General features: G+C 59.7%; 29 protein-coding genes and 3 pseudogenes. 12 read left to right on the top strand and 20 right to left on the bottom strand.

The features are described 5' to 3' along the window. Positions 1-30 precede the first annotated feature (30 nt). Both AA309_RS27870 and AA309_RS27875 read left to right on the top strand, forming a co-directional pair. Positions 31-1,551 carry a glycerol-3-phosphate dehydrogenase gene (locus AA309_RS27870; protein WP_047192286.1) on the top strand — a complete coding sequence of 507 codons (1,521 nt, stop codon included), beginning with the start codon at positions 31-33 and terminating at the stop codon, positions 1,549-1,551. Positions 1,552-1,611: 60 nt separating this feature from the next. Then, positions 1,612-2,247 (top strand): annotated as a pseudogene (locus AA309_RS27875) (FGGY family carbohydrate kinase); the annotation flags it as partial. 69 nt (positions 2,248-2,316) lie between these two features. Here AA309_RS27875 and AA309_RS27880 read toward each other — a convergent pair. Beyond that, positions 2,317-2,739 carry an HIT family protein gene (locus tag AA309_RS27880; protein WP_047192287.1) on the bottom strand — a complete coding sequence of 141 codons (423 nt, stop codon included), beginning with the start codon at positions 2,737-2,739 and terminating at the stop codon, positions 2,317-2,319. 570 nt (positions 2,740-3,309) lie between these two features. Between AA309_RS27880 and AA309_RS27885 the strand changes: the two genes are divergently transcribed. After that, complete coding sequence (locus AA309_RS27885) at positions 3,310-3,504, top strand: con-10 family general stress protein (RefSeq protein ID WP_047192288.1); 195 nt, start codon at positions 3,310-3,312, stop codon at positions 3,502-3,504. Between the two features lie 78 nt (positions 3,505-3,582). Here AA309_RS27885 and AA309_RS27890 read toward each other — a convergent pair whose 3' ends face one another. The 5 genes from AA309_RS27890 to AA309_RS27910 form a co-directional block, all read right to left on the bottom strand. Continuing rightward, positions 3,583-4,137, bottom strand: coding sequence for a hypothetical protein (locus AA309_RS27890; RefSeq protein ID WP_047192289.1), 555 nt, complete (start codon positions 4,135-4,137; stop codon positions 3,583-3,585). Positions 4,138-4,168: 31 nt separating this feature from the next. Next, a complete protein-coding gene (locus AA309_RS27895) occupies positions 4,169-4,405 on the bottom strand; it encodes a hypothetical protein (protein WP_047192290.1) in 237 nt (78 codons plus the stop codon). 306 nt (positions 4,406-4,711) lie between these two features. Further along, positions 4,712-5,443 (bottom strand): PRC-barrel domain-containing protein, encoded by a 732-nt coding sequence (locus AA309_RS32615; protein ID WP_052955050.1) that lies wholly within the window; start codon positions 5,441-5,443, stop codon positions 4,712-4,714. A 213-nt stretch (positions 5,444-5,656) separates the two neighbouring features. Next, a complete protein-coding gene (locus tag AA309_RS27905) occupies positions 5,657-6,184 on the bottom strand; it encodes a hypothetical protein (protein ID WP_047192291.1) in 528 nt (175 codons plus the stop codon). A gap of 294 nt (positions 6,185-6,478) precedes the next feature. After that, positions 6,479-7,285 (bottom strand): response regulator, encoded by an 807-nt coding sequence (locus AA309_RS27910; protein WP_047192292.1) that lies wholly within the window; start codon positions 7,283-7,285, stop codon positions 6,479-6,481. A gap of 182 nt (positions 7,286-7,467) precedes the next feature. Between AA309_RS27910 and AA309_RS27915 the strand changes: the two genes are divergently transcribed. Further along, positions 7,468-7,683, top strand: coding sequence for a NepR family anti-sigma factor (locus tag AA309_RS27915; RefSeq protein ID WP_047192293.1), 216 nt, complete (start codon positions 7,468-7,470; stop codon positions 7,681-7,683). Beyond that, on the top strand, positions 7,680-8,219 hold the full coding sequence (locus tag AA309_RS27920) for a sigma-70 family RNA polymerase sigma factor (protein ID WP_047192294.1): 540 nt from the start codon (positions 7,680-7,682) through the stop codon (positions 8,217-8,219). The genes AA309_RS27915 and AA309_RS27920 overlap by 4 nt, the downstream gene beginning before the upstream one ends. 69 nt (positions 8,220-8,288) lie before the next feature. Here the strand turns inward: AA309_RS27920 and AA309_RS33665 are convergent, their stop codons facing one another. After that, positions 8,289-8,462 carry a DUF1328 domain-containing protein gene (locus tag AA309_RS33665; protein ID WP_009494036.1) on the bottom strand — a complete coding sequence of 58 codons (174 nt, stop codon included), beginning with the start codon at positions 8,460-8,462 and terminating at the stop codon, positions 8,289-8,291. 195 nt (positions 8,463-8,657) lie between these two features. Between AA309_RS33665 and AA309_RS27930 the strand changes: the two genes are divergently transcribed. Beyond that, positions 8,658-8,861, top strand: coding sequence for a hypothetical protein (locus AA309_RS27930; RefSeq protein WP_047192295.1), 204 nt, complete (start codon positions 8,658-8,660; stop codon positions 8,859-8,861). Positions 8,862-8,917: 56 nt separating this feature from the next. Here the strand turns inward: AA309_RS27930 and AA309_RS27935 are convergent, their stop codons facing one another. Both AA309_RS27935 and AA309_RS27945 read right to left on the bottom strand, forming a co-directional pair. Further along, positions 8,918-9,778, bottom strand: a complete 861-nt coding sequence (locus AA309_RS27935; RefSeq protein ID WP_047192296.1) for an SDR family oxidoreductase — start codon at positions 9,776-9,778, stop codon at positions 8,918-8,920. A gap of 233 nt (positions 9,779-10,011) precedes the next feature. Next, positions 10,012-11,340 carry a solute carrier family 23 protein gene (locus AA309_RS27945; RefSeq protein ID WP_047192298.1) on the bottom strand — a complete coding sequence of 443 codons (1,329 nt, stop codon included), beginning with the start codon at positions 11,338-11,340 and terminating at the stop codon, positions 10,012-10,014. Between the two features lie 166 nt (positions 11,341-11,506). On the opposite strand from AA309_RS27945, the gene AA309_RS27950 reads away from it, so the two are divergent. Further along, on the top strand, positions 11,507-12,526 hold the full coding sequence (locus AA309_RS27950; RefSeq protein WP_047192299.1) for an alpha/beta hydrolase: 1,020 nt from the start codon (positions 11,507-11,509) through the stop codon (positions 12,524-12,526). 5 nt (positions 12,527-12,531) lie between these two features. On the opposite strand, the gene AA309_RS27955 is transcribed toward AA309_RS27950, so the two are convergent. Further along, a complete protein-coding gene (locus AA309_RS27955; RefSeq protein ID WP_047192300.1) occupies positions 12,532-13,479 on the bottom strand; it encodes an NAD(P)/FAD-dependent oxidoreductase in 948 nt (315 codons plus the stop codon). Between the two features lie 149 nt (positions 13,480-13,628). On the opposite strand from AA309_RS27955, the gene AA309_RS27960 reads away from it, so the two are divergent. Beyond that, complete coding sequence (locus AA309_RS27960; protein ID WP_047192301.1) at positions 13,629-14,507, top strand: aldose 1-epimerase family protein; 879 nt, start codon at positions 13,629-13,631, stop codon at positions 14,505-14,507. A 12-nt stretch (positions 14,508-14,519) separates the two neighbouring features. Here AA309_RS27960 and AA309_RS33670 read toward each other — a convergent pair. Further along, positions 14,520-14,606 (bottom strand): annotated as a pseudogene (locus AA309_RS33670) (hypothetical protein); the annotation flags it as partial. Between the two features lie 425 nt (positions 14,607-15,031). Here AA309_RS33670 and AA309_RS32620 point away from each other — a divergent pair. The 3 genes and pseudogenes from AA309_RS32620 to AA309_RS36910 all read left to right on the top strand — a co-directional run. Then, entirely contained in the window at positions 15,032-15,664 is a 633-nt protein-coding gene (locus tag AA309_RS32620; RefSeq protein WP_052955051.1) for a hypothetical protein, read from the top strand. Then, positions 15,657-15,893: an HGGxSTG domain-containing protein gene (locus AA309_RS37330; protein ID WP_052955054.1), complete on the top strand. Its 237-nt coding sequence runs from the start codon at positions 15,657-15,659 to the stop codon at positions 15,891-15,893. Before AA309_RS32620 ends, AA309_RS37330 begins: the two co-directional genes overlap by 8 nt. A 593-nt stretch (positions 15,894-16,486) precedes the next feature. After that, positions 16,487-17,023 (top strand): annotated as a pseudogene (locus tag AA309_RS36910) (aldose epimerase family protein); the annotation flags it as partial. A 779-nt stretch (positions 17,024-17,802) separates the two neighbouring features. Here the strand turns inward: AA309_RS36910 and AA309_RS27980 are convergent. The 9 genes from AA309_RS27980 to AA309_RS36915 all read right to left on the bottom strand — a co-directional run bounded on the left by AA309_RS27980 (position 17,803) and on the right by AA309_RS36915 (position 25,369). Then, positions 17,803-18,108 carry an XRE family transcriptional regulator gene (locus AA309_RS27980; RefSeq protein WP_084731744.1) on the bottom strand — a complete coding sequence of 102 codons (306 nt, stop codon included), beginning with the start codon at positions 18,106-18,108 and terminating at the stop codon, positions 17,803-17,805. Positions 18,109-19,218: 1,110 nt separating this feature from the next. Beyond that, positions 19,219-19,845, bottom strand: a complete 627-nt coding sequence (gene pgsA, locus AA309_RS27990) for a CDP-diacylglycerol--glycerol-3-phosphate 3-phosphatidyltransferase (RefSeq protein ID WP_425286911.1) — start codon at positions 19,843-19,845, stop codon at positions 19,219-19,221. Positions 19,846-20,353: 508 nt separating this feature from the next. Beyond that, entirely contained in the window at positions 20,354-20,764 is a 411-nt protein-coding gene (gene vapC, locus AA309_RS28000; protein WP_047192305.1) for a type II toxin-antitoxin system tRNA(fMet)-specific endonuclease VapC, read from the bottom strand. Beyond that, the gene (locus AA309_RS28005) at positions 20,764-20,982 is read right to left on the bottom strand and encodes an antitoxin (protein WP_047192306.1); all 219 of its coding nucleotides are present in this window, start codon (positions 20,980-20,982) and stop codon (positions 20,764-20,766) included. The genes vapC and AA309_RS28005 overlap by 1 nt, the downstream gene beginning before the upstream one ends. A gap of 91 nt (positions 20,983-21,073) precedes the next feature. Continuing rightward, a complete protein-coding gene (locus AA309_RS28010; protein WP_047192307.1) occupies positions 21,074-21,721 on the bottom strand; it encodes a hypothetical protein in 648 nt (215 codons plus the stop codon). Positions 21,722-21,749: 28 nt separating this feature from the next. Continuing rightward, positions 21,750-22,427, bottom strand: coding sequence for a hypothetical protein (locus AA309_RS28015; RefSeq protein WP_047192308.1), 678 nt, complete (start codon positions 22,425-22,427; stop codon positions 21,750-21,752). A 564-nt stretch (positions 22,428-22,991) separates the two neighbouring features. Next, positions 22,992-23,654 carry a helix-turn-helix domain-containing protein gene (locus AA309_RS28020; protein WP_047192309.1) on the bottom strand — a complete coding sequence of 221 codons (663 nt, stop codon included), beginning with the start codon at positions 23,652-23,654 and terminating at the stop codon, positions 22,992-22,994. 231 nt (positions 23,655-23,885) lie between these two features. Continuing rightward, complete coding sequence (locus tag AA309_RS33680; RefSeq protein WP_084731747.1) at positions 23,886-24,260, bottom strand: HNH endonuclease; 375 nt, start codon at positions 24,258-24,260, stop codon at positions 23,886-23,888. Between the two features lie 872 nt (positions 24,261-25,132). Further along, on the bottom strand, positions 25,133-25,369 hold the full coding sequence (locus tag AA309_RS36915; protein ID WP_244470521.1) for a hypothetical protein: 237 nt from the start codon (positions 25,367-25,369) through the stop codon (positions 25,133-25,135). On the opposite strand from AA309_RS36915, the gene AA309_RS37910 reads away from it, so the two are divergent. Then, positions 25,286-25,534 (top strand): hypothetical protein, encoded by a 249-nt coding sequence (locus AA309_RS37910; RefSeq protein ID WP_425286912.1) that lies wholly within the window; start codon positions 25,286-25,288, stop codon positions 25,532-25,534. The two genes, AA309_RS36915 and AA309_RS37910, sit on opposite strands and share 84 nt — an antisense overlap. Positions 25,535-25,955: the final 421 nt, after the last annotated feature.

Consider the following 25,955-nt stretch of genomic DNA (forward strand, 5'->3'; position numbering starts at 1 on the left):
TTGCTTAGTTTGTGAAGAAAGACTCGTTCCGTGACGGCAGTAACCGATCTTCTCATCGTTGGCGGCGGCATCAATGGCGCGGGCATCGCGCGCGATGCAGTGGGCAGGGGCCTGTCCGTGGTGCTCTGTGAACAGGGTGATCTGGCGGGCTACACCTCCTCCGCCTCGACGAAGCTGATCCATGGCGGCCTTCGTTATCTGGAATATTACGAGTTTCGCTTGGTCCGCGAGGCCCTGTTCGAGCGCGAGCGCCTGCTGAATTCCGCGCCTCACATCATTTGGCCGCTGCGCTTCATCCTGCCTCACGAGAAGGGCATCCGCCCGGCCTGGCTCGTGCGCCTCGGCCTCTTCCTCTACGACCACCTCGCCCCGCGCAAGAAACTGCCAGGGACCGAAACCATTCACCTCACCAGGCATCCGGCAGGCCAGGCTCTGAAGCCCGGCTTCGACACGGCCTTCGTCTATTCCGACTGCTGGGTCGAGGACAGCCGCATGGTAGCGCTCAACGCCCTCGACGCCTTCGAGAAGGGTGCCGACATCCGCGTGCGTACCAAGCTCACCTCCGCCCGCCGCGACGGTAAGATTTGGATAGCGATCCTGCAGGACGTCGAGACCGGTCAGACGCAGGAAGTCCGCGCCAAGGCGATCGTCAATGCAGGCGGTCCCTTCGTGGCCGACGTGCTCAATTCCAAGCTCGGCCTCAACACCACGAAGAACGTCCGCCTTGTGAAGGGGAGCCACATCGTGGTGCCCAAGCTCTTCGACACGGAGCAGGCCTTCATCCTGCAGAACACGGACAAGCGCATCGTGTTCGCGATCCCCTATCAGGAGAAGTTCACCCTCGTCGGCACCACCGATATTCCAGTCGAGGCCGTGCCGGATAAGAAGGTCGAGATCAGCCCGGACGAGGTGCAGTACCTCTGCAACATCGTGAACCACTTCTTCAAGAAGCAGGTCACTCCAGCGGAAGTCGTGTGGAGCTATTCCGGCGTGCGTCCGCTCTTCGACGACGGCTCGTCCAACGCCTCCGCCGTGACCCGGGACTACGTGTTCGACATGGACGCGCCGCAGGGCCAAGCCCCTGTCCTGTCGATCTTCGGCGGCAAGATCACCACGTTCCGCAAGCTTTCGGAGCACGCGCTCGAAGAGCTGAAGGCCTTCTTCCCGGACATGAAGCCGTCCTGGACTGAGAACGCCAGGATGCCGGGCGGCGACATCATCGATGCCGACTTCGACAAGTTCCTCGCCACCGCGCGCCAGCGCTGGCCCTTCCTGCCGCAGCAGGTGGCCCACCGCCTGTCGCGCGCCTATGGCACGCGCATTCTCGAGCTGCTCGGCACCGCCAAATCCATGGCCGACCTTGGGGAGGATTTCGGCGCAGGGCTCACGGCGGCGGAAGTCGATTACCTCATGCGGCGCGAGTGGGCGCGCACGGCCGAAGACATTCTCTGGCGCCGCTCAAGGCTCGGCCTGCATGTGCCGGCCGACGCTCCGGCCAAGATCGACGCCTATCTCGCCAGGCAGAAAGCAGCATCCATCGCAGCCCAATAAGAGAACCGGCAGGGGGATGCTCATGGCTCACTATGTCGGCGCCATCGACCAGGGTGCGCGACGCTGGGCTACAAGTTCGCCAACGAGAAGCCCGTCTATGCTCCTGTAGGCTCCATCGCGATTGCGGGCGCTCTCGTACAGTGGCTGCGCGACAATCTCGGGATCATCCAGGCAAGCCACGAGATCGAGACTCTCGCCCGCAGCGTCGAGGACAATGGCGGCGTCACCATCGTGCCGGCCTTCTCAGACCTCTATGCGCCGCATTGGAACTCCCACGCCCGCGGCCTTGTCGGCGGCCTGACCCGCTATGCCACGAAAGCTCACATCGCCCGCGCGGCCCTTGAGGCCACGGCCTTCCAGACCCGCGAGGTGCTGGAGGCCATGGCGAAGGATACCGGCATCGCGGTGAAGGAGCTGCGCACCGATGGCGGCATGGTGGTCAACGAACTGCTCATGCAGTTCCAGGCCGACATCCTCGACGTTACGGTCGTACGCCCAAAGGTGATCGAGACAACGGCACTCGGCGCCGCCTATGCAGCGGGCCCTGCCGTCGGATTCCGGGCGAGCAAGGACGACCTCGGGCGCAATTGGGCCATCGACAAGCATTGGCCCCCAGCTATGGAAGGAGACCGCCGCAGCCACCTGAATGCGGAATGTGACAAGGCCATCGCCCGCTCTCTCGACTGGGCGCAGTAGGCGCGCTCTTGCAACGGAAAGTGGATCCCACTTTTGGGTCCGATGCTTAAGGGCCGCCACCCCATACCATCAGGCTTTCAAAGCAGCCCGGATCTTCTCGGCGAAACCGGCCAGCACATCATTGGCCTCCATCTGCCCCGTATGTGGCTTCAGAGGCACGCCCTCGAAGCGGGGAATGACGTGCACATGCAGGTGAAACACCACCTGCCCGCCCGCGCTCTCATTGAACTGCTGGATCGTCAGGCCATCGGCCGAGAAGGCTTCCTTGGTCGCACGGCCGACGACTTGGACGGCCTTGAAAAGCTCCGCGAGATCGTCGGGCTTCGCATCGAGAATGTTGCGGGCTTTCGCCTTGGGGACGATCAGCACATGCCCGTCGCCGCGAGGCATGATGTCCATGAAGGCCAACACATGCTCGGTCTCGTAGACCTTGTGACACGGCAGCTCGCCCCTGAGGATCTTCGCGAACACGTTGTTGTCGTCGTAGGTCATCCTGCCCTCGCATCATTCATGGCTCTCGAAATTCATACACCGAGCCGTCCAGCCAATCACTCCCATGAACGGGCTGCAGGGCTTCCATGGTGCGGGATTTCACAGGAAGAGAACCCCCAGATCGCAATCTCAGGTTTCAGTCAATCGACGACCTGGCTGTGAAGTCGCAGAGTCAAACCTGAATGGACGTATAGTCACGCACAGCCCGCTGCAGAATATTACAGTTGAATCACGCGTGTTGTTGCAAGCGGATCGACAATCGAGAATCTTGCGGCCCTGCCTTCTAGACTCAAGTGAGATCAAATACTCACGTCGTAATCGCGTTAACTTCTTAAATATAATTTCCCCTTTGCTCTGCTTTTCGAGCCCGTCTCGCCCCCTGCGACCAAAGGTACAAACAACAAAGCGCCGCAATTATTTAAGCGTGGCAATCAAAGTGGAAAACGTTCTTCATCTACATTGCTTTTTTTCATGAAAATTTTTTTGCAAAGGTTACCCCCTCCCCCTCGGAACCATCGAATTTGCGAGTGGTTGTTCATCCACGAACACCATTGGTCAAGGAGGCATAAGATGGCGCCAAGTAGTTCAACTTCGAAGCGCGGTTTCGCGTCCATGGATTCCGATCGCCAGCGCGAAATCGCAAGCAAAGGCGGCAAAAGCGTTCCTGCCGAGAAGCGTTCTTTCTCGCAAGATCGCGAGCTTGCCTCTGAGGCAGGCCGCAAGGGCGGCCAAGCATCGGGCAATACCCGTGGGAATCAGGAATAGCGATAGTAACCCTGTGTTTATGAAAAGGGGCCGCTCGACGGCCCCTTTATTTTTGACGAAAGATGAAAGGCGAAATTGTCAAAGGCTGAAATGCCGGCCGGGCTTGTCCAGTGCCTCGACGACTGCCTCAATCTGCGCATCTTCAATTCCGATCACAGCCCTGAACTCGTGCAGGCTCGGGACCGGAAAGACAATGGCCCCAAGATCGATCTGCCGGGCGAGCTCTCCTCCGAGAGCGAACATGAGATCCAGCGGCAGCGGCGACACCCCAAGGATGGCCGCAGCCTCCCGAGTGACCTCCGAACCGGGCTGACGCGCCGCCCCGATCACGACCATAAGGCAATACTCCTCCAAGCTCCCATGGCGGGATCTGAGCGGCCGATGGTGGAAAGCACTCCCCCGTTGCCGGGTCAGGGCGAAGGCGAGAAGCAAGGCATCCGAGACGATGCCCTTGGCAGAGCCCGGCTGGAGGTACGCGGACAACATTTCCTCAGGACCGTCGAGGAGCGTCAGATCGTAGTGGTCATCCAGGCTGCCGATCGACCGAAAGACATCCATCACCGGCACGGCGCTGGGATGAAAGAGAACGGCAACGGAATCGTGCCCAATCGAATTCAAGGATGCTTGGGTCATCAAACAAACACGCCTGGAACGCTTTTGAATCCTAGAGATTGCGCTGAATACCGGCGGTGATGCCTCTGGACCAGGCCTGCACCACCAGGTGACGCCTCAGCATGAGAGGGCAGGTCACCTCGTCCTCTTGATAGGCCGACACAATACCGCTCAGCATGAAGGCCACATTCGGCTTCTCATGGGGAGAGGAACTCGAGGCAAGCCGGGAGAATTCGTCGGGCAGCTCCTCCTGGCAAAGAGCCGCATCCAGTTCATTGGTGGCAGTCATTGTCGTCTCCGCATCTTTCTTGGCTGGGCAACGTGCCCGAAACGGCCCGGTTCCTCATGCGGCAGAAAGTTCATCACTCTTGGTCTCGGCCCGGAAACTGCAGCCCGGAACTTTTGCGAAAAAATTTGGAACCGCCTCCTCTTTTCAGGCGTTGTGTCAGCAACCGGTTCGAATGCCCCCTCGGGCCGGCACCTTTCAAGGCGCAGCCTCTTTTGGCTGCGCCTTTTGTTTTGCCCGGGTTTCAGGCCTAAAAGGAAAGCGCCCCGGAGAACCGGGGCGCCGCGGATCGGCAGATGCCGATGACGATTACTGCTTCGGAGCGGTCGTCGTGTTTCGGGTCGCGTTGTTATCCGAGCGGTTTGCATTATTGTCGCCATCCGCCTTAAAGGTCGGAGCCGCTTGGAGTTCGGCCTTCGTCATGCGAAGGATCACGCGCTCCGGTTCGTTCGAGGAGGCCGAGTTGTTGGCCGCCGTGCTGGTAGAACTGCCGGCCGAACCCTGACCCGACACATTGCCCGTAGCGGTCGAGCCGGTCGTGGTCACGTTGTTGCCGCTCGCGTTGTTGTCCATGGCGTTCGCCTGCTGGCTGGTCGCGAACTCCAAAGACTTGAACGGAACGGCGACATCCTTTTCACCGATCCCCAGGAAACCGCCTACGCCGACCACCGCAGCCATAACCTGACCGTTGCGGTCCACGATCACGTCGTTGATGTCGCCGATGGACTCGTTATTCGCGCTCACGACCCGAGTGCCGATGAGATCGGAGGCCATCATCTGGCCCTGCTGCATCTGGGTCATGAACTGACCCTGCATGCCGCCGCTCTGGCTCATCGCCGACGAGGCCGTCGAGGGGGAGCCCATGGACGAGGAGCCGGACGCGCCGGGCTGCATGGCCGGAGAGCCCGAAGTCGTCGAGCCGGCGCCCGATGCCGTCGGTCGATCGGTCGGAGCGGAAGGCGCAGGCGAGGTCTGAGCGAAGGCGGGCGCAGCCGCGAAAGCCGTCACGACAAGGCAAGCTGCCATATGCTTCTTCAGCATTGGATTGTTCTCCTAGTGTCCATTGAATCGCGATATGCGCCAAAGTGCGCGGGGAAGAAACGCTGCGCCCTATGCTTACGTTCCAAGTTTTCCTGTATTCAAATCTTAGCTATTAAAAATTTTATGCTGAAATGAAAATGAATACTTGTTCATGCAGCATGCTCATCTAAACACTTTCTGCAGCTTGCCAAAACAAATAACTTCTCAACTATCTCAAGACAAAGGCTTTCCCAGAGAAGCAAGGCACAGGCTGGGCATTCTGTTCGCGCTGGCGCTTGCCAGAGGGCTCACATCGCCCAGGCAGCCGACAGGCGTCTGGCGCTTGGGCTTGCGAGCCCCCTCATCGCTACCCTCACGCTGAGTGGCCGGCGGATGCTGCACGGCAGGGTTCTGGAGATCCTCCCTCATCGTCAGGATGGGAAGGTCGGTGTTCTTCGCCATTGTCGTGATGCCGGAGCGCGGATCGGACCGATAGAGCACCTCGCCGTTGCTGCCTCGGAGGATGATGGTGGCACGGGTGATCCCGACGATCTCGACGATGGAGATGGCCACCACGTTCTCCGCAGCTTTGGCAGGCATCAACCGGTCGCCCTTTGCAGCCGCTGGATCGTTGAAGAGAGTTGTTTTGAGGATCTCCTGCGACTGCGCCAAGGGCGCGATGCCGGCCTCGGCAAAGGCTATGCCGGCAGCCAGCAAAGCGGCCCCCATGAGAGTGCACAATGTCGTGGAGGTGCGGAGCATCCCTGTCCCCTGCTTTCTCAGCTGAACCATTCGAGAAAACAACGCGGCCTTATGTTTGATGTTCCTGGACCTCCACCTGAGGATAAATCCAAGAAAAAAGGTGGGAACCTTTATTTTCCAAGCAGCGTTCTAAAAGCACCGGCCTCCTGGTCCTCCCCGCATTCCCCTTGTGCATTGGCCGGCACCTTTAGACGGGCTTTGAGAGCCCGTCTTTTTTTATGCCGATTACAACCTGACGAAAGAAAAGCCCGGCTAAAAAGCCGGGCGATTACTTAGCCATAATTGCCTGAATGATCAGGCTGTCGCGGCGCGGGGCTCTCGGCGTTTGGCACTTTGCTGGAAGAATAGGGCTTGGCTGATGACGGCCGAGACATTAGCCGGCTGGAACGGCTTCGCGATGAGGAAGGCCGGCTCGGGCCGCTCACCGGTCAGGAAGCGCTCCGGATAGGCGGTGATGAAGATCACCGGCACCTCGAAGGACTTCAGGAGGTCGTTGACCGCATCAAGACCCGAGCTGCCATCGGCAAGCTGAATATCGGCGAGGATCAGGCCCGGCTGCTTGGTGGAGGCGAGCTTCACGGCCTCGGTACGCGTCCGGGCAACGCCCGTCACGTTATGGCCAAGGCCTTCTACCAATGCCTCGAGATCCATGGCGATCAGCGGCTCGTCCTCGATGATGAGGATATCCGTGGCCATGTCGGCAGCGAGCTCACGGCCCGCCTCGTCGACGAGTTCGCGCACCGTCTTGGTGTCGACGTCGAGGATCTGGCCGACCTCCTCCTCTCCGAAGCCTTCGAGGCAGGAAAGCAGGAAAGCCTGACGAGGAAGCGGGGTGATCTGCCCCAAGCGCACTTCCGCCGGGAGATCGCGCTGGATCTGCTCGCTGCGTCCGTTCACGGAGAGAGAATTCCAGATGCGGGTGAAAACTTGGAAAAGTTCGACCTTGACGTTACCGGAGGGGCCGATGGTTTCAGGCTCGCTCACCAGGGTTTCAAGGGTCGCGGCCACATAGGCATCGCCAGCCATCTGGCTTCCTGTGAGAGCGCGTGCGTAGCGGCGGAGATATGGTAAGTGCTGGACGACAAGCTGAGCTGTCGACATTCGCTTCCCCTTATAGTGCTTATGACTCGTTGTACCGATGGTCCATTCAACGCTGCAAAGCTGCAAAAGTTCCATTCTGGAACTGTAACTAACAACAAGCGTTATTGCTCGAAAATGAGTATAGAGCTACTGCCAAGGTTGGCTATCCCTTAATAATATAATGGGGTAGCAAGGGGAATCAGATGACAGGTGACAAGGGGAACAAGCTGGCTCGGGCGCTCCCGAGAACACCATCGAATGATAAGCTTGGGACCAAGGCAAAACTCGACAGTGGCAGCCAGAAGCGTATCGGCGACCAGCTACGCGCCATGTACGATGAATTGATGCAACAGCCCGTTCCTGACCGTTTCAGGGAATTGCTGGACCAGCTCGATAGAAAGAAGGAAGGGTCGCAATGACCCCCGAGCCTGACCTGCGAGAGGCTCTGCTTGCTGCCGTACCCGGTCTACGGGCATTTGCCATCTCGCTCTCTGGTCAGGTCGACAAGGCGGACGATCTTGTCCAAGATACTCTCCTGCGAGCCCTCTCCAACCTTCACCGTTTCGAGCGCGGCACCAATCTGAATGCTTGGCTCTTTACGATCCTGCGCAATCTTTTCCATTCCGAATACCGCAAGCGCCGCCGCGAGATCGAAGATCCGGACGGCTCCTATGCCGGACGCTTGAAAGTTCAGCCCGAGCAGGGATCGCACCTCGATTTCGAGGATTTCCGCACCGCCCTTTTCCAACTCCCGTCCGACCAGCGCGAGGCTCTGCTTCTGGTCGGCGCGTCCGGCTTTTCCTACGAGGAAGCCGCCAGCATCTGCCACTGTGCAGTCGGCACTATCAAGAGCCGCGTGAACCGTGCACGCATCCGCTTGGCCGCACTTCTGAACGTGGACGATGTGGACGATCTGGGCCCCGACAGCATGACCCGCGCGGCCCTTCAGGGCTGATCCCAAGAAAAAACTCGCAAGAAAAACGCCGCCTTCAGGGCGGCGTTTTCAACCTGAGGATACGCCCCGTCACATGGGGCTTCGCCCGCGCAGGAGGCCGATGACAGCCGAAATGGCGAAGAGCACGATCGCAACGAAGAAGATCAGCTTCGCAATCTCGACAGCGGTACCAGCGATACCGCCAAAACCGAACAGAGCCGCGACCAGCGCGATAATAAGAAACGTGACAGCCCAACCGAGCATGGTGTTACCTCGCAAATATAAAATCAGCTTGCAGCCGATGACGTTCAATCAACGCCAAGCGCGACTGTGAGGTTCCGCCGAAAAAACTTAAGCGTGGAGTTTCCGGAAGCTCTGGCGGAAGTAATTTCCGGGATCTTATGAGTATGGAACCCAGCTGTCTCATCCACGTTTTTCAAAACACTTGGGAGATTATCGATGACCCGTTCCGTTGCCCTTCGTGCGTTTATTATCTTCACGGTTCTTACTATGCTCGCAGGCGTCACGGGCATGGCGTCCCAGGCTGAAATTGCGGAAATCGTGTTTCTGATCGGCGCGTCGCTTTCCGCCGTGCTGCTGTTCTTCGCACTTACGGTGCAGGCTCCCGCTCCGGTCCCCGTGCGCGTGCGTCGCCGTCGCTGATCACACCTTCGAATGTCACGTCAGAAAGGCGGCTCTATGAGCCGCCTTTTTCGCTGTCAGGATTCCGTTGGATCGCCACCGTTGGGATGCAGGATCGAACCGGTGATGTAGGACGCATCTTCACAAGCAAGGAACAGATAAGACGGCGCGACCTCGTTCGGCTGACCGGGGCGCTTGAGTGGTGTATTCGCCCCGAAGCTCTTCACCTTTTCCGCCGGGAATGTCGCCGGGATCAACGGTGTCCAGATCGGACCCGGCGCGACGCCATTCACGCGTATACCCTGCTCCGCGAGCTTCTGCGCCAGCGAGCGGGTGAAGGCAACGATGGCACCCTTGGTCGCACTGTAATCCAACAGCTCCGAGCTGCCGCGATAGGCCGTGACCGAGGTGGTGTTGATGATGGCGGCACCCTGCTTCAGATGCGGCATCGCCGCCTGCACCATGTAGAAATAGCCGAAGATGTTGGTCCTGAAGGTGCGGTCGATCTGCTCGGGCGTGATCTCGGCAATCTCGCCCTTCGGATGCTGCTCCGCCGCGTTGTTGATGAGGATGTCGAGCTTGCCGAAGCGCTGGATCACCTGATCCACGGCGGAACGGCAGAAGGCGGGATCGCCCACATCGCCCGCGATGGTCAGGCACGTGCGCCCTTCCCTCTCCACAAGACGCCTGGTCTCCTGCGCGTCCTCGGTTTCGTTGAGATAAAGGATGGCAACATCCGCGCCTTCCCGTGCGAAGAGAACGGCCACCGCGCGTCCGATGCCGCTGTCGCCGCCCGTGATGAGAGCCGTCTTGCCTTGAAGGCGATTGCTTCCTGGATAGCGTGGCTCGAAATCGGGCCTCGGGTTCATCTCGGTCTCATGACCGGGCTGCTGATCCTGCACCTGCGGAGGAAGCGTCTGCTTCTGTTCGGAGCTCATGGCATCATCCCTGTTGGAGAGTGATGCGGGCTCAGGTCTGATCCTTCAGAACAAGGAGAAGCCCGCGTTGAGGCTCAACGCGGGCTCCGAAAACGTGTTCCTGCGCCTGGAGCATCGGACCCAAGAGTGGACTTGCACTTTTGGGCCGATGCTCCTTTTTGAACAGCGCATCGTTTGTGCGGAAAGCCGGGTCCACTTTTCGCTGACGCGGCCCTTCGGGTCCGCATGATGCGCTAGACGTGCGGAGGCCCAGCGGTACGAGCCGTCCCCATATTCAGGATGTGATAGAGAATGATGGCACCGAAGGTGGCCGTGCCGATGCCGTCGAGGGTGAAGCCTGCAACGTTCAGCTTGAAGTTGCCGGCACCCAGGATCAGGGCGACTGCCACCGTGATGAGATTGCGCGGGTTCGAGAAATCGACACGGTTCTCCACCCAGATGCGGCCGGCCGTCGCGGCAATGAGGCCGAACACCACGATGGACAGACCGCCGAGCACCGGCCCCGGAATGGTCCCGATGAAGGCGCCGAATTTCGGCGAGAGGCCGAGCAGCAGCGCAAATGCCGCAGCGATCACGAAGACCAGCGTGGAGTAGATGCGGGTCACGGCCATCACGCCCATGTTCTCGGCGTAAGTGGTCATGCCCGTGCCGCCGGCGACGCCGGAGAGCATCGTGGCCAGACCATCGCCCATGAAGGCGCGGCCGAGATAGGGATCGAGGTTGCGGCCCGTCATGGCGCCGATGGCCTTGATGTGCCCAAGGTTCTCGGCCACCAGGATGATCGCCACGGGCGCGATCAGGCTCACCGCCTTCATGTCGAAGACGGGGCTCTGGAAGGACGGCAGGCCGAACCAGGCCGCCTGCCCGATCTTCGAGAAGTCGATGGGCGTTCCATAGCCCATGAGGTTCGCGAAGATGTAGTAGATCAGATAACCAAGGGCGCCGCCGAGCAGGACCGGCAGACGACGTCCCATGCCAGGCGCATAGACCGCGACAATGCCGACAGACAGAGCCGTGGCGAGCGCGATCCAGCGGGCGAAGTCGGAGCCGTTCGCGTTGTCGGGCGTGATGCCTGAAGCGCTGTTGATGGCGACGGGGGCAAGCACGAGGCCGATGGCGGCAACGATGGCACCGGTCACGACCGGCGGCATCAGCCGCTCGATCCAGCGGTGACCCGCCATCTGAACGACGAGGCCGATCAGGAAGTAGAGCACACCGGCCGCGATGATGCCGCCGAGCGCCACGGGAAGGTTCGGATTCGGGCTTCCGACGGTTGCGCCGGTCGCGACCAGAACGGGACCGATGAAGGCGAAGCTCGAGCCCAGATAGCTCGGCACCCGGCCGCCGACCACGAAGAAGAAGATCAAGGTGGCGAGGCCGGAAAACAGGATGGAGACGTTCGGATCGAAGCCCATCAGGATGGGCGCCAGCACCGTTGCGCCGAACATGGCGACCACATGCTGCAGGCCCACGACGACCATCTGGCCCGTCGGCAGCCTTTCGTCGGGCATGATGGTGCCTTCAGTCTTCAAGGTCCATCGTGGCAAGAAACTGTCGGTCATAACTAACTCCCCCAGACATGACGCTTGAGGCGGCACCCTAGTGCCAGGCATGGACAAATGGCTAGCGCCCGAAATGACTTATTAACTGCTGCAAAGCGCCGGATTCTGGACAGGGATCCATTCGGCGGTCACATCATTTCCCGTTCACGAGCCATGAGGATCAGCGATGCGCAAGGACCAGAACGTGCCGGAAGGCGTGGTGCACAGCCTCCGGATCGACAGCGAGTGCTTGAAGGGAAACCTTCTCGGCGATTCCACAAGGCGGCGGATCGACGTCTATGTGCCGGCGGGTCATGACGGACGTGGCCTCCCCCTCCTCGTCGACCTCGTAGGCTATACGGCGGGTGGGCCTGCCCATACCAACTGGAAAAACTATGGCGAGAACGTCCCGGAGCGGCTCGACCGGCTGATCGGAACAGGCGCGATGCCCCCGGTCGTGGTGGCCTTCCCCGATTGCTTCACACGCCTTGGCGGCAACCAATATGTCGACAGCGCCGCGATGGGCGCCTGGGAGACCTTCCTCATCCGCGAGATGCTGCCCTTCGTGGAAGAGCGCTTCGGCTGCGGCGGAGACGGACGCCGAGGCGTGTTCGGCAAGAGCTCCGGCGGCTATGGTGCCCTCGTCCATGCCCTGCGCCATGGCGGCTCGGTCTGGTCGGCGGCAGCCTCCCATTCCGGCGATGTGGGCTTCGAATACCTCTATCACCTCGGCGAGTTCGCGGGCGCGCTCAGACATCTTGCGGGCCATGGCATGTCCATCGACACTTTCTTGGGTAAGTTCGAGCAGGGACCAAAGGCTAAGGACCAGGATTGGCATGTGCTGATGATCCTCGCCCAGGCTGCGAGCTTCGATCCGGATCCGAACCACTTCTGCGGCATCCGCTTGCCCGTCGATCTCCACACCTGCGAGGTCATCGAGGAGCGCTGGGCCAACTGGCTGCGCTGGGATCCACTGCGCATGGCCGACGACCCCAAGATGCAGGCCAACTTGAAGAAGCTGAAGGCCTTCTACATCGATTGCGGAGACGTCGATCAGTACAACATGATCTACGGCTCGCGGCAGTTGCACCGGAAACTTGAGACTGCGGGCATCACTCACACTTATGAGGAATTCCCCGACAATCATTCGTCAGTCGACTACCGCATGGATGTGAGCCTGCCCCTTCTCGCGAGAGCTCTCGCCTGACAGCCTTACGCCCCGCCCGGCTCGTCTTCGGTCGGCAGATCGCAATAATTATGGATATGCGTGGCGGCATGGGCGGCGTGAGCCATGCCGACCACGATCTGGTCGATGCCACGCACGATATCGCCCGCTGCATAGAGTCCCTGCACGCTCGTCTGGCAGTACTCGTCAACTATCAAACTGCCTGACTCATCGTGCTCGGCCCCGAGAGACAGGGCGAGATCAGAGCGGTATTGGAGGCCCAGCGCCGAATAGAGCACATCGAAGCGATGCTCCTTGCCGCCCACGTGAAGCGCGGTGATGCGGTCATTCTCCATGTCGAGGGACTCGACGGGAGCCTCGACCACCTTGATGCCATGCTCGTCGAGCTTAGCCCGCTGAGCTTCATTCAGCTCCAGATGCTGACCGAGAGTGAGCAAGGTCACGTCGCGGGAATAGGTGCGGGCGATGAACACCGCCTCACCCAGGCCATGGGCGCCATAGGCGATGACGGCGATCTTCTGGTCGCGCGATTCATAGCCATCACAGATGGGGCAATAGCGCACGAGGCCACGCTGCACGGCATTGGGCACGTCAGGCAGGTCGGGCTCGATGTCGACCGCGCCCGTGGCGAGCACCACTCGCTTCGCCGCGATCTGGCTCGTGCCGCCATCATCGTCCTCGACAAGCGCGATAAAGCGATCCGGCTGCTTGCGCAGGCCCGTCACCCGTCCGCCTCGGATGCACTTGCCATATTGCTCCAGATTGGTGCGCGCCCGCTTCAGAAGGTCCTGGCCGGAGATACCGTCTGCGAACATCGGGATGTTGTGGCTGGTCGGGATCCAGGCAGCTCGCGGCGTCCCACTGTCGACGATGAGGAAGCGACGCTTGAAGCGCGCCAGATAAAGTCCCGTCGTCAGCCCCGCCGGGCCACCGCCGACGATCAGGCAATCGAGAATGTCTCCATTAGCTCCCATCCTGCCTTATTCCCTCCTGTTGAACCTAGAGGGGACACAACTCCCGAGAACGACAAAAGATCACCGTGGGCTCTAGGCTTTAAGGCTCCCACTTCTCGAACCTTGCGCTACACTCACGGCCGAAAGCCAGTAGCATCTCAGGAGCACGCATGACGGTCACGCTGTCCAACGATCATCTCAAGGCCCAGATTTCCTCACAGGGCGCGGAACTCGTCGGCCTATGCGACGAGCAGGGCCGGGATCTGCTGTGGGACGGCGATCCGGCGTTCTGGTCGGGACGCTCCCCCCTCCTCTTCCCGATCGTCGGCCGCTTGCGGAATGACGAGGTGCGCATCGATGGGCGCGTCTACTCAATGAAGCAGCACGGTTTCGCCCGCGTCGTGGCTTTCGAGATTGTCGATGCGGCTCCGGAATTCTGCCGGTTCCGCCTGAACGCGAGCGAGGCCACGCGCGAGCAGTTTCCCTTCGATTTCAGATTTGACATGACCTATCGGCTCGATGGAGGACGACTGATCTTCGCCGCATCGATCCTGAATCCGGAGGGTCGCTCCATCCCGGTCTCATTCGGCTTCCATCCGGCCCTGCGCTGGCCGCTGCCCTATGGCGGCGAGCGCAATGCGCATGAGATCCACTTCGAGGCTGCGGAGCCGGCCTCCTTGCATACGCTCTCCGATGGACTGATAGGGACAGCCTCGCGCCCGACGCCGGTGCAGGGTGATCGCCTGCCAATCCACGACGACCTGTTTCAGGATGGTGCGCTCGTGTGGAGCGAGCTTGCGAGCCGTAAGGTTCGCTACGGCGTTCCAGGCCATCGCTCCATCACGGTGTCCTTCCCTGACATGCCGCATCTCGGCATCTGGACGAAGCCCGGCGCGGGCTATGTCTGCATCGAGCCCTGGCAGGGCTATGCCGATCCTGTCGGCTTCGAAGGCGAGTTCAAGGACAAACCCGGCATCGTGATGATCCCTGCCGGTGAAAGCCGCGACTTTTCGATGGAGATTGAACTCGATCCGCCGACCGAGTCTTGATGGGAGACCGCCTTAGCGGACGTAGACATCCTCGACGCGGACGATGTCATCCTCACCTGTATAGCTGCCGACCTGAACCTCGATTACCTCAAGCGGAATGCACTTTGAGTCGGTTGGCTCGTTCAGGCAGTCTCGGTACGCCCCATGAAGTTGGTTCGAAGGGATACGAGCCATTGCTTGCACTCTCCGGCAGATGAGCAAACCCCCCATCGTGAGGAGTTGAGTGCTCTGTTTCTTTCGAGCACGAAAGCTCTCTCCTGGCGCGCACGGACGACCTGCTACTCGACGGCTCGAGATCGGGTAACACCAAGACCAAAAATTTGAAAATCAACCCCATACAAAGGCTGCTGGATGCCGCATTGCGGGTGGCTTGGATCATCCCGCGACCGTTCGGGTGGCCCCTCTCGGCCGCACTCGCAGTTATCCACTGTTTTGAGACTTGGCCGTTTTCATTGGTCTCTGCCGCACTACTCCGACGGCACGGTACATCGGGCGAACGTTGAACAAACCTATGGAGATGCAACGTGAGCCAGTGTGACGAAAACGGATCTCTTCAGAACGCGCTCTCTAACCTCAGCGCCACTTTTGGGACGAGCAACCAAGACGCACAGATCGGCCTGCTCAAGCAAGTGGTGCGTGCGCTCTGGTCCCCGCCCGCCGAAGAGGAGGATGGCTCCGCGGCGGCTGTGGCTGCCATTGCCGTCCTCAATGAGATGAAGCCCCAGGACATTTTCGAGGGGCAGTTGGCGAGCCAGATGGTTGGCACACACAATGCAGCCATGGAATGTCTTAAGCGAGCGGCAGAGGCGGGCCAGAACACGGCGAGCTATGAGATCAATATGCGCCTCGCCGCCAAGTTCTTCGCTATCTATCTCCAGCAGCTCGATGGTTTGAACCGTCACCGTGGCAAGGGATCCCCACAGGTGAATGTCGGGGCGGTCAATGTACAGGCCGGCGGGCAGGCCATCGTCGGCAGCGTGGAAACCAAGCCGCGGCGAAAGCGAAAGGGGCCCGCTCACGGTCCAACGGTGCAGGCCCTCACGTCGAATCCGGTGCCCCCGCTTGACCTAGGCCCACCGATGGGTCTCGCCGGGGACAATGAGCGGATCAAGCAGTCTGTGAGGAGGGGATCCGATGACCCGGCCAGCGATGCTTGAGGGCCCCCGATGCGGGGCGAAAACTCGCACCGGAGGGTGCTGCCGAGCGCCCGCGGTTAAGGGCAAGGCGCGGTGCCGGATGCACGGCGGAGCGGCCGGATCGGGTGCCCCGGTTGGCAACCGCAACGCTCTCAAAAACGGGCTGTACACGCGGGCGGCGATTGAGGCACGTCGGGCGCTCAGGGCCTTGCTCCGGGAGGCACGGCAGACACTGGAGCAGATTCCGTGATCCAGCGTATTTCCGAACCCGACTGGGTCAGTGCGCGGCCTCTCCCGCGAAACATCAAACCCAGGGTCGGGCGACGTTTGCGCGATTTCTGAGGCTCAAGCGAAATCGTATCTCGGTAGAGGGTCTCGGATAGTGCAACCGCCGTGTAACGCACCAAGTTCAGTCCCGCCCGATGAGGTTCTGGATCCGAAAATCCGACGCTTGTCGATTCATCCCGGTCTACGTCTGGAATTCCTTACCGCGGCCTTGGCTCGGCTCGCCAGAACGGGACCATCGCGCTCCTGACGCACATTGGAGGTCAAACCGAACGCCCGCTCGCTGACAAGACGTCGCTGTCTGAGCTACTTGCCGTTGGGTCTCGCAAGACTGGCGAAACGGGAGCTTCCAGCGCGATGCGCACTCCTGTTCCCAGTCAGCAACGGCGCGATCATGCCATGATGGCTTGATCCAGGCGTGATTTCAGTCGTAGCGATTGTCTTGCATCAGGAGGGCTGGCCTTTCATGTTGGTTACCCTGTCGAGTCCAGAACTTGAGGCGCAGAATTAGTCCGCCTTCGCGATCAGGACGGCCATGATCTTCTCTGGGAGGGCGACCCGACCTTCTGGACCGGACGATCTCCGCTGCTGTTTCCCATCGTGGGGCGTCTGCGGGCCGATTGCGCGCGGATTTCCGGCCAGGAGTATAGCCTCAAGCAGCATGGCTTTGCCCGTACTTCCGAATTCGAGGTTGTCGCCGCTGGTGACTCCTTCTGCGAGTTTAGGCTCGTCGCCAGCGCGGCGACAATGGTCCAGTACCCGTTCGAGTTCCAGCTCGATGTGAGCTACGATCTTGAGGGCTCGACCCTTCCTGTGCGAGCCTCAATCATGAACGCTGGACATCCTGTAATGCCAGTATCCTTCGGCTTTCATCCCGCCTTCCGCTGGCCCTTGCCTTATGGCGGAGCGCGCGAGGCGCATGAGATCCGCTTTGACGTTCCAGAACCTCAACCCATACGACGGCTCCGCGATGGTTTGATCGCGTCAAACCCTCACCCCACACCCGTCGATGGTAACCGGCTGAAATTGCGGGATGATCTGTTTAGTGACGGAGCCATTATCTTCGATCGGACCAACAGCCGGGCCGCTCACTAGGTGCACGGGGTCGGCGCTCAATTCGGGTTGCCTTCCCGGGCCTGCCACACCTTGGCCTCTGGACGAAGCCCAGCGCGGGTTTCATCTGTATTGAGCCTTGGCACGGCTATGCCGATCCCGAGAATTTCAGTGGTGAGCTAGCTGAGAAACCGGGCATCGTTCTCATCGGTCCAGGCGAGGTGTATACATTCGAGATGGCGATTTCGGTGACGCCCCCTCCAAGTCCATGACCTGCATGCATCCTCTGCAAGCGCCTCGGGACTGGATATCGGCCCCGATGCAGTTCCGGTTGTGCGGGAGCCAAAGCCGCTCCACTCTGCAGCGAATTCGAACCGACCTCAGAGAGCCCAAGCCGGATCAAGGATCGAGCTTTTGACGGAGGTTCGGACGAACGCTGTGTATAAAGGGCCGCCTGAGGTGGTTGCCCTTGCTGTGTTGGACCTCCTACCGAGGAGTTATCCAGCAGGGACATCAGATGAGTTCGAGTCTCGCGTGTTTCAGCCCCTTTCACAAAGCACCTGCCAAGACATCAACGGCGAATGCTGATTGCCACCCCGCAAAACTCTGCACGCTTTGGGACAGAGAGGCGAAGCGAGCTAAGACACAGAGCAGCCGTTTTTCATTGTGGAGCTCAGGTCGGAAGACCACAGGATCCGTTCTCGGAACAGAGAGTTAAAAGACCCAATCCTTCTCTCTATCCGGGTGATCCGATATTTTAGCTTTCCGCGTTCCTCTCAGAGGCGACATAAGCCCTTCATGGATCGTGGTGACAACCCACGTTAGGCGTCTTTCGTCGTGGCAATCTGGTCGAGGGACAGCTCCTTGCTGCGTCGGCTCCCGATGGGCTCACGTAAGCGGACACCTGGCCCACCACCATTTTCTGGGATGAATTGAAGCCCCGATCGCTCAAAAGCCTCCACCAAAGCGCGATTGTTCATTGTCGCCAAGCGAGCACTTTCATTTTTTATTTCGAAGGCACCAATCGTTGATTTCGAAACACCAGATACAGAAGCAAGGTCTTTTTGCTCCAAACCTGCCAACGCTCTTGCAGCCCGACAGAGGCGGGGTGTGAGACGCACACTCATTGCCCCTCCTCATGCCAGCAAAAAAGCTGCATCTGAAGTACAGTTTTATTGACGAGCAAGGACAAAACCTGTATCTTAAATACAGAAAGGTATTTGGAATGCAGCCCCATGTTCCACAGCCGCGAGCTTGTTCACTGTGCTTCTATACAAGACCTTCATCAGAACAGAATGCCCTACTTAGAAGCAACTGCCCTTGTCGCTTATCCCTTCCTCATAACCAAGGGCTATGCTTGCTCTCAAGCAGGAAAGGTTGCCGTTAGAGGATTGGAAGGCGGCCATAATCGAGCCTCGGGTAGGGTCGCATCACCTCCACAGCACCTAAACAACAAACCGGCGGGCTGTCGCTCTTCAAAGCAAAGGCCTGCACAATGACCAAAGTGTCACATTCGATAGCTTCGCAAATATCAGCGACCCAGAAGCAGACTGCCGGCGCGGAAAGTCAAACCGTTGCATCACTAGGAATGCGCGTCCGGCTCACCCCGGCTGGTCATAACCACGAGCGCCAACTCAGAGACCTGATTGCTTCGATCGAAAACTTGCGGACAGAACCAGAGAACTTGTTTCAGAGGATGATTGATCTCCTCAGTGAGCAAGCCCCAGCAGTGCACAGGGCCAATAATCCCTCTTCTTGCACAGATGACAACTAAGGTGACCCAATGCCATTCATTGAGGTCCAGGATGTCGGTACAACAGCTCGTCAAAGGCTCACACCATGCCGCCGGCTCCAAGTGTGGGAAAAAACGAACGGTACATGTGTTCTGTGTGATCGGAAGATCGATGGTGGGCGGGAGCGCTGGATTGCCGAACACATTCGGGCGCTGGAGCTCGGGGGAGCCGATGCCGTGGAGAATATGGGGCCAGCGCATGAGGCTTGCGCTTTAGACAAGACCCGAGCGGATCACCGTCTGGCAGCGAAGGCCAAGCGGCAGAAGATCCGGCACATCGGGGCGGAGGGCTCTCCGAGGCCCCTGCCCTTCGGCCGCAACAGCCGGTGGAAGCGGAAGCTGTCGGGGCAGATTGTGCGGCGCTGACCGGTCCGGAGATCTCTCTCGTCTGAAAGACGGATTCGAGAGGTTCCGGCCTAGGCTAAACCGTTATTGCCTTCTGGTTCTAGAGCGGATTTGTAGCCTCATCGATGAGGTGATGAATGCCGGTTCTGAGATAATCCCACCCCGTATAAAGGGTCAGGATCGCGGAAACCCATAAGAGACCAAGCCCGATCATGGTGTTTCCAGGCAGCACCGTGTCACCGGCCGGTCCGGCGATCAGGAAGCCGAGAGCAAGAAGCTGGAATGTGGTCTTCCACTTGGCAACGCGGCTGACCGGCACACCGACCTTCAGCTCCGCCAGGAACTCGCGCAGGCCCGACACCAGGATCTCGCGGCAGAGGATGACGAGGGCGGCCCAGATATGCCAGCCCTGGATCGTCTTGTCGGCCACCAGCATGAGCAGGCAGGCCGCCACCAGGAGCTTGTCGGCGATGGGATCGAGCATGCGGCCCAGGGCCGATTGCTGGGCGAAAGTACGGGCGATGTAGCCGTCGAAGTAATCGGTGATGGCCGCCAGCGCGAAGACCGCAAGAGCCAACCAGCGCGACCAGTGATCCTCCGGCCAGAACAGCAGGCCGACCACGGCCGGCACGGCCACCAACCGGCCGTAGGTCAGCAGATTGGCAAGATTGAAGGCCTTGGACCGGCGCGGGGGACGTGCAGTGCTCATGAAGTAGGCAGGAAGCATGGCTCGGCTTGATCCGTCAACCGTGGGGCACCCCACATTGGCGTTATCGCGAGGCTTTACCCTCGCTCGTGGAAGAAATCGTACACGGCACGGGCTGTGGCCGCATTCACCGACGACGACGTCTTCGAGGCCGACAACAGTGGTGAGGATGTCGTCGCTGTGAACGAGGCTGTTGCGAGCCTCGACGACTTCTCACGCCGAGAGGCAGTTGGGTTCGTTCTGCCAAAATCTGCTTGCCGCTTTCGGAAGAGCCGCGCGGCACTTGAGATCACCCAACAAATTACTTAGCCGGCAATATTAATCCGCATGCTCTTGGTCTCTTGTAGTTTAGAAGCTGCCATATCCGATGCTCACACGGGGCTCTCGACTGCACTGTCCATGAAGGAAAACCGGATGCGGCAGGTTGACCTGGCTCGTGCGAAAATGAAGGCTAGCGGGGCGCAGATGAGCTCTGGCGGGAACCGATCCCAAGTCACAGGCTTCTGTCCTTTTCAACAACGGTCTTTTATTACGAGGTCCAGTTTTCGACAGTGAGGCCTTCGACCCTCCGGAATTCACTTTCGTTGTTCGTCACCACCGTCAGCCCGAGGCTCTTGGCGTGGGCGGCAATCCAAAGATCGTTGTTGCCGATGAGTTGGCCCCGAAGCGCCAGATCCGCTCGGATGGTGCCATAGGCTTTAGCGACTCCGATAGCCATCGGCAGGACCGGGATAAGGGCCGTCAACTCCTCCAAAACCAGCATGGCCTTGTGGGGCTCAGGGCTTTTGCGAACCCCATAGACCAACTCCCCATAGGTGACGACTGAGATGGCTGTCGAGCCGGGCGGCAACACCTTGAAACGCTCCAGAACCGATTTTGGACGCTCGCGGCGGATATAGATGCAGATGTTGGTGTCCAGGAGATAGCGGGGTTCCGGCATCACAGGCCTTCACGCTCCTGCGGCGGGGCATCGTCGCGCTCGACATCCGGAAGATCGCAGAGGAGGTCGAAGGCCCGGGCGAGGGTCTTGGGTTTCTCACGCAGGACGATCTCATCGCCCCGGCGGAAGATCTCGACCTCGTCGCTGGCAAAGCGAAATTGCTTCGGTAGCCGGACGGCTTGACTGTTGCCTGACTGAAAAATCTTGGCCGTCGCCATTGTGCCCTCCGTATCTACAGTGAAATATATACGGGTGGTCAAGTGAGTTCAAGGCGACGGCCTCCTTGAGTTGGGCGCCGGTGAGCTCGGCCTATTGGTCTTCGTAATCTTGCGCTGCGGCCTGTGCTTCCTCCAAGGCCCGGATCGCTGTGTTCCGTCGTGAGAGGGCGCGGCGTTCATAGCGATCAAGCCGTTCGAGTTCGGCCCACCGGATGGCGCGCTGCTTGGTACGTTCTTTCGCCGCCGCTCGCCGCCGCTTGGTGCCCTCAACCTTGCACTCGTACGCCCACAGTTCCGTGATCTGGGCGAGTTCCGCCTGCCGCTGTTGCTCACGGGTTCCATCCCGATAAGCCTGGACTCGCATGGCGTGTGTATATTTTACGCTGACGGGTCGATCTGGCATGGTCTCCTTTGCCAGAGGCGGATCGTGCAACTCCGGATCCGACAGTACCTGGTCCAAAAGCTCGCGCCGCACCCGGCGAACACGGTTGACCTCAACCGCTGCTTCCGCCACCCGCATTGCGGCCTGTAGGACGAAGGGATCGTCCGCCGCGTCCTTCGCTATTGTCTTGGCCAAGGCTGCGATTTCCGGTGCCAACTCGGGCAGTGCAGAGGCGGGAATGGCGAGACCATGCTTGATCGCATTGTGGCGCGACTGAGCCTTTCCCAAGGCCGACCGCGGACCCGTGCTGCGCTGGGCATTGACACGGTTAGCCGTGATTTTGCGGGGAGATGCCATGGTTGCAGCCGCCTTTGTCTCTCAAGCGTCACCAGTTAGGTTCTGTCGAACCCTCAATGGTTGGTCCCCGCCGCCGTGGGAAGTTTTCGCGGCGACGCTCAAGACTTTTGAGCGCCTTGTCGCGCCGTCGTTCGACATTCTCGATCATGCGACCAAGCTGCTCCAGCTTATCGAGCTTGCCCGACAAGGCGCGGGCTAGAAGCGCATCCCGATCGTATCCCTGACTCTTGAGAGCCTTTTCAACAGCCGCTGTCGCAGATTTGTCACCGGCCAGCCATTGCGCGATTGTGCGATCCTGGAGCTTTACGAGGCTCTGGACGGCGTTCTTTTGCGCCTCAGTGATGAAGCCCACTTTTGTCCGCTGATACAGCAGCGCGTCCCAGATGCAGTCGACGAACTCCTTGACCCAGATCGCCTCAATGACATCCTCGGGCCAGAGCGCGGTTGTGATTTTCGACAGAAGTTCGTCGTAGGCGGTTTCGTCCTCACCGACCAGGCGACGCGTGACAAACAGCGCTCCGAGATCACGTGGATGGAATAGGGTCCGTATAAATCCCGGGGCGCGCTCGACCTTCTCGTCCACCGGAACACGCTTGAGCCGCGCGTCCTCTGGAGGACGCTTAATCCTCTCGTCCTCCGGGAAGCGCTTGATCCGTGGATCTTCATGTTTGCCGGACGATGAAACCGGGTTGGACGGCTCTGACATGGTCGATGGGCCTTCTGGCGGTTGTGGCTGCTTTGATGAGGAAGTGCTCCTCCTTCCCCACCTGACGGGCTAGACGCCCTGCGTTGTAACTCTCATCGCGTATGTTGCGCGTGATCAGGATCCTGTAGGGAGGAGCATTCCCCTTAGAACCGTAATTTTCAAAAGTCGGTTCCCTGTCCAAGAGCCAATGCGCCACAGATCATTGTGGACAACATGACGATTTTTAGGACGATGATGGCGGGCTCCGAGGCACTGGAGAACCAAATCCAGCCCGGAATAGGGCCATGAACCCGATGAGCCTTCTTAAGGGTTCGCAACAGTCGCACACGCTATCCACGGCTGTGACTGCCTGTTCTCGTCTTCGCTCGACTTCATATGATGTAATTGCTCCGCTCCTGATACACATTGAGCATCAAACCAAAGGACTGCTCGCCGATATGATATTGTTGTATGAGTTGGCTGGGGCCAGCCTCGCACCATCGGAGAACGGGAAGTCTCAGCACTGGGGGCTCCTGTCCCTCTCAAAGCCGTCACGATCACCGCATTGACAGATTGATTCAGGTGTCATTTCAGCGAGACTTCTGCTTCTGCATCAGGCGGGCTGGCCATTGTGTCCACCGCTGGAGATAAAGCATCAGCCCTCCTACGTAGGTCTCTCACCATGCTCAAGATGGAAGCGCCCAGTTCACGCCGTCGGCGGACTGAAGCCTCATCCTGAGCGGCCGTCACTTGTTGTTGCTTGTAGTCGATGCCATAGGCCCGCCGCTCGCCTTCTTGGGCCATTGACAGAGCCTTGGCATCCCTGTCGAACATCGCGATCAAACTTTCCGCCAGTGAAACGCGGTCCTCGACCTTAGCCCCATCCTCTTTGAGGCCTGCGAGCAAGACAGGTTCCTCTCCTTTGAGAATGCGGTAGGCGTCCCCTCGCAGCGCCCACACCTGAGGCCAAGCGTCTCTGTGCCGTTGCATGAGGCTCCCGCGCGGATCACCGCGATCGGTCGCGCCCTCCCTTCCCTCCTCCGAGGACCCTGGGGGCTCATCCTGGGCCGGTCGGCTTGTACGGGCGGAGACATCCTCCACGCCGCCGCGCACCCAGCCGGATTGCTTGGCCCGGCGCGAGATCCGGGCGCGCGACACGTTAAAAGTTCGAGCAATCGCACTGACAGACACCCCATCGGCATATTGCTGCGCAATCTTCTCCCACTCTACTTGTAGCGGCTTCGTCATGACTGTCCCCTTTCTGGCGTTGGCGATAGATCATGATGTACTAGTGGCCCTGGGTAGTGCGGAAGAGCTTTTTGAGCTTGGACGCTGGCGTGCAGGCGGAAAGTAAACAGCCGCCATTTTTCCCAGACCGACTCACATCAGCCACGTAAATCCCGTGCGGAGAACGAGAGCCATTGCTCGCTCTGCAACGAGCGCCACAGGGCAGTCTCCTTCGGTATGCCTTGCGCTCCCCTATCGTGGAACTATCTGCCCCAAGACAGTCCGCTTCCAGGGACTGTGTCGCCCACACGGCAACGGCCGCTTGGAGACATCCGCCCCCAGTTGCCGAATCTTCTGGCGCTTGGCCCGCGCCGTCCTCCGATGATCGTCCCGCGTCTTGTTAACGGCACAGGCTTCATGCGCTGGCCCCATGTTCGCGAGATGATCCGCACCTCCGAGCTCCAGAGCCCGGATATGTTCGACAATCCACCGCTCGCGCACGGCATCAATCTTGCGCTCGCACAGCACGCACACGCCACCGGTCCTCTCCCACACCTTGAGGCGCTGCCGTGGGGTCAGCTTGCGTCGGGGCGTGGTTCCTACATCTGTGATGTCAAAAAACGGCATGTTCTACCTCCCTCATACCATGGATACCCCAGGAGACTGGCCGCAGGCAGAAGCGTCGAGGTCCGCAACGAGCCGATCAAGAATCTGCAACAGGCGCTCACAAGCTGCCCATAGGGCCTCACAGGAGGCACTAAGACCAGCCACGTCGCCCTCACGATCCGCATCGACGGGGACAGGGCGCACCCGGATCCCGAGGGCAGCCGCCGTTGCAGGCAAGCCTCTGGCAATTGAGCTCGGCTCGTACGCGACTGCTGACGGAGGGTGGCAGTGGTGCTGGGCGCTTGGCATGGAAAGAGCCCTCTCCGGTCGGATGCAAGCCTTCGGATCTCCAGCCAGATGCGGCCAATCCCGGCCGCGGGCACAGGTTCGTCCGCCCGAACGCTGGACTCGCAAGGTTTACACATAATCTAAGAAGTTAACTTCTATAAAAACGAAAGCAATTCGCTTTCATCTCAAATAAATACTAGCAAAACTTCTCTTGATTCGCAAATTCTTATAAATTAAAGCCTTCTAACACCATGACTATCAAGCCACGTTCTCCTTCATTATCACTATACCTGCAGTGTATTCTTATAAATTTCTGTTCCTTTGCTCATCTTGATCGGGCGCCCCACACTCCCCATGATGAACTAGAGCCAGAAGTACGGGCTTTCGTGTCCGAGCAGCCCCTCCTCGTACAAGCACTGCGACCATTGCATCGTTAGGGATGCGGGTGCGCCTCGTCCGACCGGCTTGGACCGCGACAACGAGCTCGCCAGCCTGATCATGGCTTGCGAAACCTTACGCGCCGAACAGGAGCATCTGTTTCAGCGCATCATAGACGTTCTTTCTGACGGTACTCAGCACGGCGGCGATAGTGATCGCCTCTCATCTCATTCATGCGGGGAGTGAGGGGCGCTATGCCATTCGTCGAGATCGAAGATGTGACCACAACGCTCCGCCGGAAGCTCACGCCTCACCGTCGGCTTCAGGTGTGGGAGAAAACCGGCGGCGTCTGCGTGCTGTGTTGCCGAAAGATTGATGGTGTGCGTGAACGATGGATCGTCGAACACATCCGCGCACTTGAGTTGGGTGGTGCTGACGATCTCGGCAACATGGGGCCGGCGCATGAAGCCTGCGCCTGCGTTAAAACACAAGACGATCATTGCCGAGCTGCCAAGGCCAAAGGGCAGAAGATCCTACACATCGGAGTGGAGAGCTCTCAGAGGCCTCTGCCCTTTGGCCGCAACAGCCGGTGGAAGCGGAAGCTGTCGGGGCAGATTGTGCGGCGCTGACCGGTCCGGAGATCCCTCTCCTCCTCGGAGCTCAGGTTCAAGAGCTGGCGGCAGGCGCCAAGCGGGTTGGGCAGGTGAAGGTGAACTCAGAGTGCAAGGCCGTGATCACCGTCCTGCCGGTGATTCGGCACCTGGACCTGCCCCCAGATGTGATCCACGGCCTATGCAACTTTCCGGGCTCTTTGCCTCAAGACATACTTCAAGGTGGACCAATTCAATGGGGTGGATCACTTGTGGCTTTCTCATGCCATTGGGTGGATGGTCCGGCCGATGCTGAAGCGCAGAAGGCTACCCAGCCCCTCTCTTAGCAAGGACTCCACTCGCTATTAAGGGAGAAGCAAGGGAGGCACCTATCAGCGCCTCCCTTGCTCTGTCACTGTTACGCGATGAGCCCGTCACCGAACGCTTGGCGGCCTTCATA

Source organism: Microvirga vignae (genome assembly GCF_001017175.1).
Lineage (GTDB): Bacteria > Pseudomonadota > Alphaproteobacteria > Rhizobiales > Beijerinckiaceae > Microvirga > Microvirga vignae.